Source organism: Candidatus Nitrosotalea sp. FS (assembly GCF_011319475.1).
GTDB lineage: Archaea > Thermoproteota > Nitrososphaeria > Nitrososphaerales > Nitrosopumilaceae > Nitrosotalea.
The window spans coordinates 1-6061 of sequence record NZ_RCMC01000218.1 but is presented as its reverse complement, the minus strand read 5'-3'; the positions used below and the strand labels follow the sequence as shown (position 1 = coordinate 6061).

General features: G+C 38.3%; 4 protein-coding genes and 2 pseudogenes. 4 read left to right on the top strand and 2 right to left on the bottom strand.

Annotated features, from left to right (window positions below; genetic code table 11):
- Positions 1-253: 253 nt before the first annotated feature.
- From DYY66_RS14705 to DYY66_RS08250, 3 genes and pseudogenes are all read left to right on the top strand, one after another.
- Positions 254-1332, top strand: a pseudogene (locus DYY66_RS14705) (ATP-grasp domain-containing protein); the annotation flags it as partial.
- Between the two features lie 36 nt (positions 1333-1368).
- A complete protein-coding gene (locus tag DYY66_RS14700; protein WP_255496397.1) occupies positions 1369-1893 on the top strand; it encodes a hypothetical protein in 525 nt (174 codons plus the stop codon).
- A 313-nt stretch (positions 1894-2206) separates the two neighbouring features.
- Positions 2207-3094, top strand: coding sequence for a matrixin family metalloprotease (locus DYY66_RS08250; protein ID WP_166288028.1), 888 nt, complete (start codon positions 2207-2209; stop codon positions 3092-3094).
- A gap of 82 nt (positions 3095-3176) precedes the next feature.
- Here DYY66_RS08250 and DYY66_RS08245 read toward each other — a convergent pair whose 3' ends face one another.
- On the bottom strand, positions 3177-3821 hold the full coding sequence (locus DYY66_RS08245; protein ID WP_394352613.1) for a metallophosphoesterase: 645 nt from the start codon (positions 3819-3821) through the stop codon (positions 3177-3179).
- A 633-nt stretch (positions 3822-4454) separates the two neighbouring features.
- Positions 4455-4754 (bottom strand): hypothetical protein, encoded by a 300-nt coding sequence (locus DYY66_RS08235; protein WP_166288025.1) that lies wholly within the window; start codon positions 4752-4754, stop codon positions 4455-4457.
- 82 nt (positions 4755-4836) lie between these two features.
- Here DYY66_RS08235 and purD point away from each other — a divergent pair.
- A pseudogene (gene purD / locus DYY66_RS08230) lies at positions 4837-6061 on the top strand (phosphoribosylamine--glycine ligase); the annotation flags it as partial.

Below are 6061 nucleotides of genomic sequence, written 5' to 3'. Positions count from 1 at the left end.
CAGCCCCCATGGCAAGCATTTTCAAGTCTTGCTGATGCTAAAAAGTTTGCAACCAAAGTTGGCTATCCAGTTCTTGTGAGGCCTTCCTATGTATTAAGTGGGGNTGGCGTAAAAGAAGTTTCTGTAATAAACTGCAATCCGGAGACTGTATCAACTGATTATGATATCTGTGATAGATTATACTTTGAAGAGCTCACACTAGAACGAGTACTCGATGTTGCCGATTTTGAAAAACTAGATGGAATTGTTACCNAAGAAAATGGCGTAAAAGAAGTTTCTGTAATAAACTGCAACCCAGAGACTGTATCAACTGATTATGATATCTGTGACAGGTTGTACTTTGAAGAGCTCACACTTGAACGAGTACTTGATGTTGCAGATTTTGAAAAACTAGATGGAATTGTCACAGCAGTGGGTGGACAGACTGCAAACAATTTGACTCCAAAGCTTGCACAAAATGGAATAAAAATAATTGGAACATCTTTTGAAGACATTGACAGGGCTGAAAATCGTTCTATATTTAGCAAAGTACTTGATGATCTAAATATCAAGCAGCCTCCGTGGCAGGCATTTTCAAGTCTTGCTGATGCCAAAAAGTTTGCAACCAAAGTTGGCTATCCTGTTCTTGTAAGGCCTTCTTACGTACTCAGTGGGGCGGCAATGAAAGTTGTCTGGTCTGAGACACAACTCAAAAAGTATCTTCAAGAAGCCACCAATGTCTCACCTGACTATCCTGTGGTAATAACAAAATTCATGCTCAACTCACTTGAGGCCGAAGTTGATGGTGTGGGAGACGGCAAGAATGTGGTTATTGGCGCAGTAATTGAACACATTGAAGGTGCCGGAGTCCACTCTGGTGATTCCATGATGTGCATTCCACCATGGACACTGAACAACAAGGTAATAGATACAATTCTTGATTACGCAAAAAAAGTAGGGATTGCATTTAAAATTAAAGGACCGTTTAATCTGCAATTTTTGATAAACCAAGATCAGGTATATGTGATTGAGCTTAACATCAGGGCATCACGCTCCATGCCATTTGTTTCAAAATTTGTAAGAATGAATCTTATCAACTTGGCAGCACGAGCAGTACTTGGTAAACCACTTCCACATGTTGCAAAGGATAGGTGGCGCAAGATTCCACACTATGGAATCAAAGTTCCCCAGTTTTCGTTTATGCAACTTGATGGGGCTGATATTATCTTGGGTGTTGAGATGCAATCAACTGGAGAAGCTGCATGCTTTGGCGAGAGTTTCTATGATGCTCTCGCAAAGGGCCTGACCTCAGTAGGATATTCTCTTCCAACTAAAGGGTCTGTACTTATCAGCNAACTTGATGGGGCTGATATCATCTTGGGTGTTGAGATGCAGTCAACTGGAGAGGCCGCATGCTTTGGCGATAGTTTCTATGATGCTCTTGCAAAGGGTCTGACCTCGGTAGGATATTCTCTTCCAACACAAGGGTCTGTGCTTATCAGTGCGGGTGGATCTGAGAACAAGGAAAAACTATTACAGACTGCACTCTTACTCAAAAGCCTTGGATACAAACTGCTTGCAACAGAACACACTGCAGAATTCTTGTCTGATAAAAGAATAGGAGATGTAGAGGTAGTCTACAAGATAAGTGAGCCGCAAAGAAAACCAAACATTGCTGATTTGTTATATGAAAGAAAGATTGACTTTATCATAAATGTACCAAGTACATCAACACTTGAAAAATATGTTGGCATGCTTTATGATGAATATCAAATAAGAAGAAAGGCTGTAGAGCTTGGAATTCCTGTGTTGATAACAACAGAGCTTGCAGACTCTTTTGCAAAGACATTGGAGTGGTTAAAGCATAATGAGACCACAAAAAAACCATTAGAGTCGTATGAAAATGTGGGATGATTTTATGCTCATTAAATTATGTTTTTGAGTACTGATTCGTCTCCTATTATGGAGCCATCAAGTGTTACAATCNAAAAAACCATTAGAGTCGTATGAAAAAATAGATTGAATAAAAGGTATTTTTACCTATTTTATATAATTTGATACATTTTTACCTAAAAATCGTGAGTTTTTCTAAATTATATCAATTTTAGGAAAATGGTTAAATCTATCTAGAACTATATGTGTTGGTGAAAAATAACAGAGTAGGATATTCCGTAGTAGATATCTCCTCAAGACATCTTGAATTACAAAGCATCTTGGAGATTGAAAGATGAATGTAGAGCTGGTCCAAGATCTAGAACAACAAAAAATCATCCTCAAAGAGATAAATTCGATTTTGAGAAGACAAAATCAAGCTATACAAAATAAGATTGTTTCTAATCAGCCACATGGATTAAAAATTGAAAATAAAAAAATAATACATGTGACTATTGCAATAATTGCCGTCTCAACTTTATCCTTGTTTGTAGTTTACTTACAATATGAAAACCAATTTCTAACTCCCAAACTATCTGGTGCAACATCTAGTTATGTAATTCAAAATCTACAAGGTGATACAGTAAATACGTGGGTGGCGTGGAATATTGCAAATGACAGAGTAATTCACATCCATGTGGTAAATGATGCAAAACTTTCACAAAATATGCTAGATTCTATGGAGAGTGCAATCACATCCACCAAGGCAGTAAATATTGATAATTCTCAGACAGGTAAGGGTCCAAAAGGGACATCTTCTATATTTTATGTAGGATGGGAAGGAGCTGCTGAACAAGCATCCTCGGAGCATACCAAATCATACATTCCTCAAAAGTTTGACATCAACGGATCTCCTGATGGAACAGGAGATGTGGAAATAATACTTACAACGGATGTAAGCCCAGATGGATATTCTGGATATACAAAATCGCTTGTAGATGGCAATGAAATTTTAAAATCTAAAATAACAATCTACAAAGCCGACAAGCTTGATGCAAATAATCTCAGTGCTATAATACGACACGAGTTTGGACATGCCATGGGTCTTGGGCACTCTACAGCTTCAGAAGATCTGATGAGTCCAGTATTGCCGGATTATCCATACATTTCAGGTTGTGATATTGATGCATTAAAGGGACTGTATGATGGTAATAAAAACAGCAAAGTGATATGCATAACATAATGAAAATCTGATTACAATAACTTGTTGTTCTAGAATTTCGTAATTCTGACAAACCTTGGTTTAGTATGATAGAAACATTTGGCTAGAGTATCTCTGATGTAACTGATTCGTCTCCGATTATGGATCCGTCTAATGTCACTATCTTTGCTGAATAATGATCTTTTACACGGTCATATATTGGTGAGATTGATTTTTTGTGGTAATGTTTGTGTGTTGCGTACAAGTACTTGTTAAAAGATGGTACTATGATTATCTCAAGTTCTCCATTAGTTGATGGAAAAATATTTTTCTTTGCAGTCTTGATTGACACCCATAATCTTTGTCCATCCAGTACCGAACCTTCTTGAAAATACACTGGGTGGAGATGCCCCATTACTATTCTGTTCACATGTGAAAAATTCTCAGATGGCATGACATGACCGTGTGTTAGTAGTGTATCTCCTATGACTAGACCTGATGGACCTGTCATGGTTATGTAATCTGGAACCAAGCGAGATAAATTTCCATCATGATTCCCAGGAACCACTATCGTATTGATCTTTTTTCCAATCTCAAAAAACATTGGAACCATCTGCCATTCTATTTTTGAGATTGAATCTATGCCTGACTTGATATCTCCTAGAAGAACTAAACTGTCAGGTTTTTCAGACTTGATCAAGGCATCAAGCGTTGAATGAATCTCTTCAATCATTCCATCTGGTCTAACGTTGATGTCATTTGAGATCATGCCTCCTTCAAATCCAATGTGCAAGTCGGTAACAACAAGAAATCTCTGGNTCAAACTGTCAGGTTTTTCGGACTTGATCAAGGCATCAAGGGTTGAATGAATCTCTTCAATCATTCCCTCTGGTCTGACATTGATGTCATTTGAGATCATGCCTACCTCAAACCCAATATGCAAGTCGGTAACTACAAGAAATCTCTGATCCTCTTCTAGAACTAGTGCTGGCTGTGAGGGAACAATCCTTGTCTTTACCATCAAAGATATACCTATCTTTTTTCAATTAAATTCTTGTGAAAGAGTCAGGAAATGTAGAGTCCATAGTGTCATCAAATGGAGTGAAACTGCATCTGTTTGAACCAAGTAACAGAAAGATCTGGACTGTAGTTGGAAAAGACAACGAACACTGGCTTGATTTAGATTTAGGATACTGTTCTTGTGAAGATTATTACTATAACGCAATGGAAAAGGGCAGGCAATGTTATCATCTGCAAGCAGTCCAATCTGCACTGAATCAGGACAAAGTTGATACTATAAAATTTCAAGATTCCGAGTTTGCAAGTTTCATCTCTGCCCTAGTACAAGATATCGTNCTTGGGCTGCGATAAAAGAAATTTAGTGTGTAAAATAATATGTGATTTATTTTAGTGGTATTGTGAAAAGGTCTTCTTTTGAAACTCCTTTCCAGAGTCCAACCATGCCTTCTGCCTTGACTTGTTCCACCTTTGTTATCTTTTGGATCTTTATGTGATCAGGAGTCGGTGGCATCCAAAGCATTGCCATGTAATCGCCCACATTTCCTACTGCATCTGCCTTGGCAGCAAGTATCCTCTCTTTTGCAAAACCGTTTGCAACAAGTGCATTTGTCGCACTTGCCTCCAAGTCCCTTCTACCATGTGTAAAAAGATAAACTGATTTTGTTGCATCTACTTGGTTCAATAAAGTACGTCTAGTCTATGCTTTAATGAATATTTCTAAAACCAATCTTGGATTATATACCTCATGATTCAAGCCGAAAGCATTGGTCAACGTTTTGGTTGTGGGCTCTGGCGGACGAGAGCACGCATTAGGTTGGAAACTCTCACAAAGTCCAAAAGTGGGTAAAATTTACTATGCACCTGGAAATGGTGGAACTTTAAACAACGTGAATATTTCTTCTGATGATATTGAAGGTCTTGCAAAATTTGCAAAAGACAATGACTGTGTTACTGTAGTGGGTCCTGAAATTCCCTTGTCAAATGGCATAGTTGACGAGTTTACAAAAAAAGGACTACGTGTTTTTGGTCCTACCAAGAGTGCGGCACAGCTTGAATCAAGTAAGATCTGGGCAAAAAATTTCATGAAAAGAAATGGAATACTGACAGCACGGTTTGAGGTGTTTGATGATCCGAAAAAAGCAATAGATTTTGCAAAATCTGTGGATTACCCATTGGTTGTAAAAGCCGATGGGCTTGCTGCTGGAAAAGGGGTGATTGTCTGTAATGGTACTGCTGAGGCAACTGATGCAATAAACAAGATGTTGGTACAGAAAAATTTTGGAAATGCTGGTTCAAAAATTATCTTGGAAGAAAGAATAGATGGGGTTGAAGCCTCTTTTATCGCACTCTCTGATGGGAATATTGCGTATCCCAATGGCGACAAGCCAGGACCACAAGAGAATTTATGATAACGACAAGGGTCCAAACACTGGTGGGATGGGTACGTACTCTCCAACTCCTGTGATTGATGATGTCACAGCAAATGAAATTCAAAAAAATGTTATTGAAAAAACAATTGCATCCATGAAAAAAGAAGGCATTGTATTCAAAGGATTTCTGTATGCTGGAATAATGCTAAAAGATGGCAAGCCATATGTTCTGGAATTTAACGCACGAATGGGTGATCCAGAATGTCAACCTATCATGATGCGTATGGATTCAGACTTGTTTGTGTACATTCAAGCAAGTATTGATGGTACATTATCTTCACTACCTCAATGTCTTGGAAAAAACAAAGTGCGGTATGTGTCATACTTGCATCAAAAGGATATCCAGAATCTTATCCAAAAGATGAGGCGATAACAGGTCTTGATGATGTCATTCCTGGTTCTCAGGTGTTTCATTCTGGAACAAGAAAAGAAAATGGCAAAATTTTGACTAGTGGTGGTAGAGTGCTTGGAGTGACTGCTGTTGGAGATACTTTGGAGTCTGCAATTGCAAATGCATACATGCGGGTGGCAAAAATAAACTGGCCTTCCAAGTATTGCA

Coding starts and splice junctions, on each gene's coding strand:
- DYY66_RS08250 (WP_166288028.1), top strand. CDS start 2,207: ATGAATGTAGAGCTGGTCCAAGATCTAGAACAACAAAAAATCATCCTC.
- DYY66_RS14700 (WP_255496397.1), top strand. CDS start 1,369: ATGCAGTCAACTGGAGAGGCCGCATGCTTTGGCGATAGTTTCTATGAT.
- DYY66_RS08245 (WP_394352613.1), bottom strand. CDS start 3,821: ATGATCTCAAATGACATCAACGTTAGACCAGATGGAATGATTGAAGAG.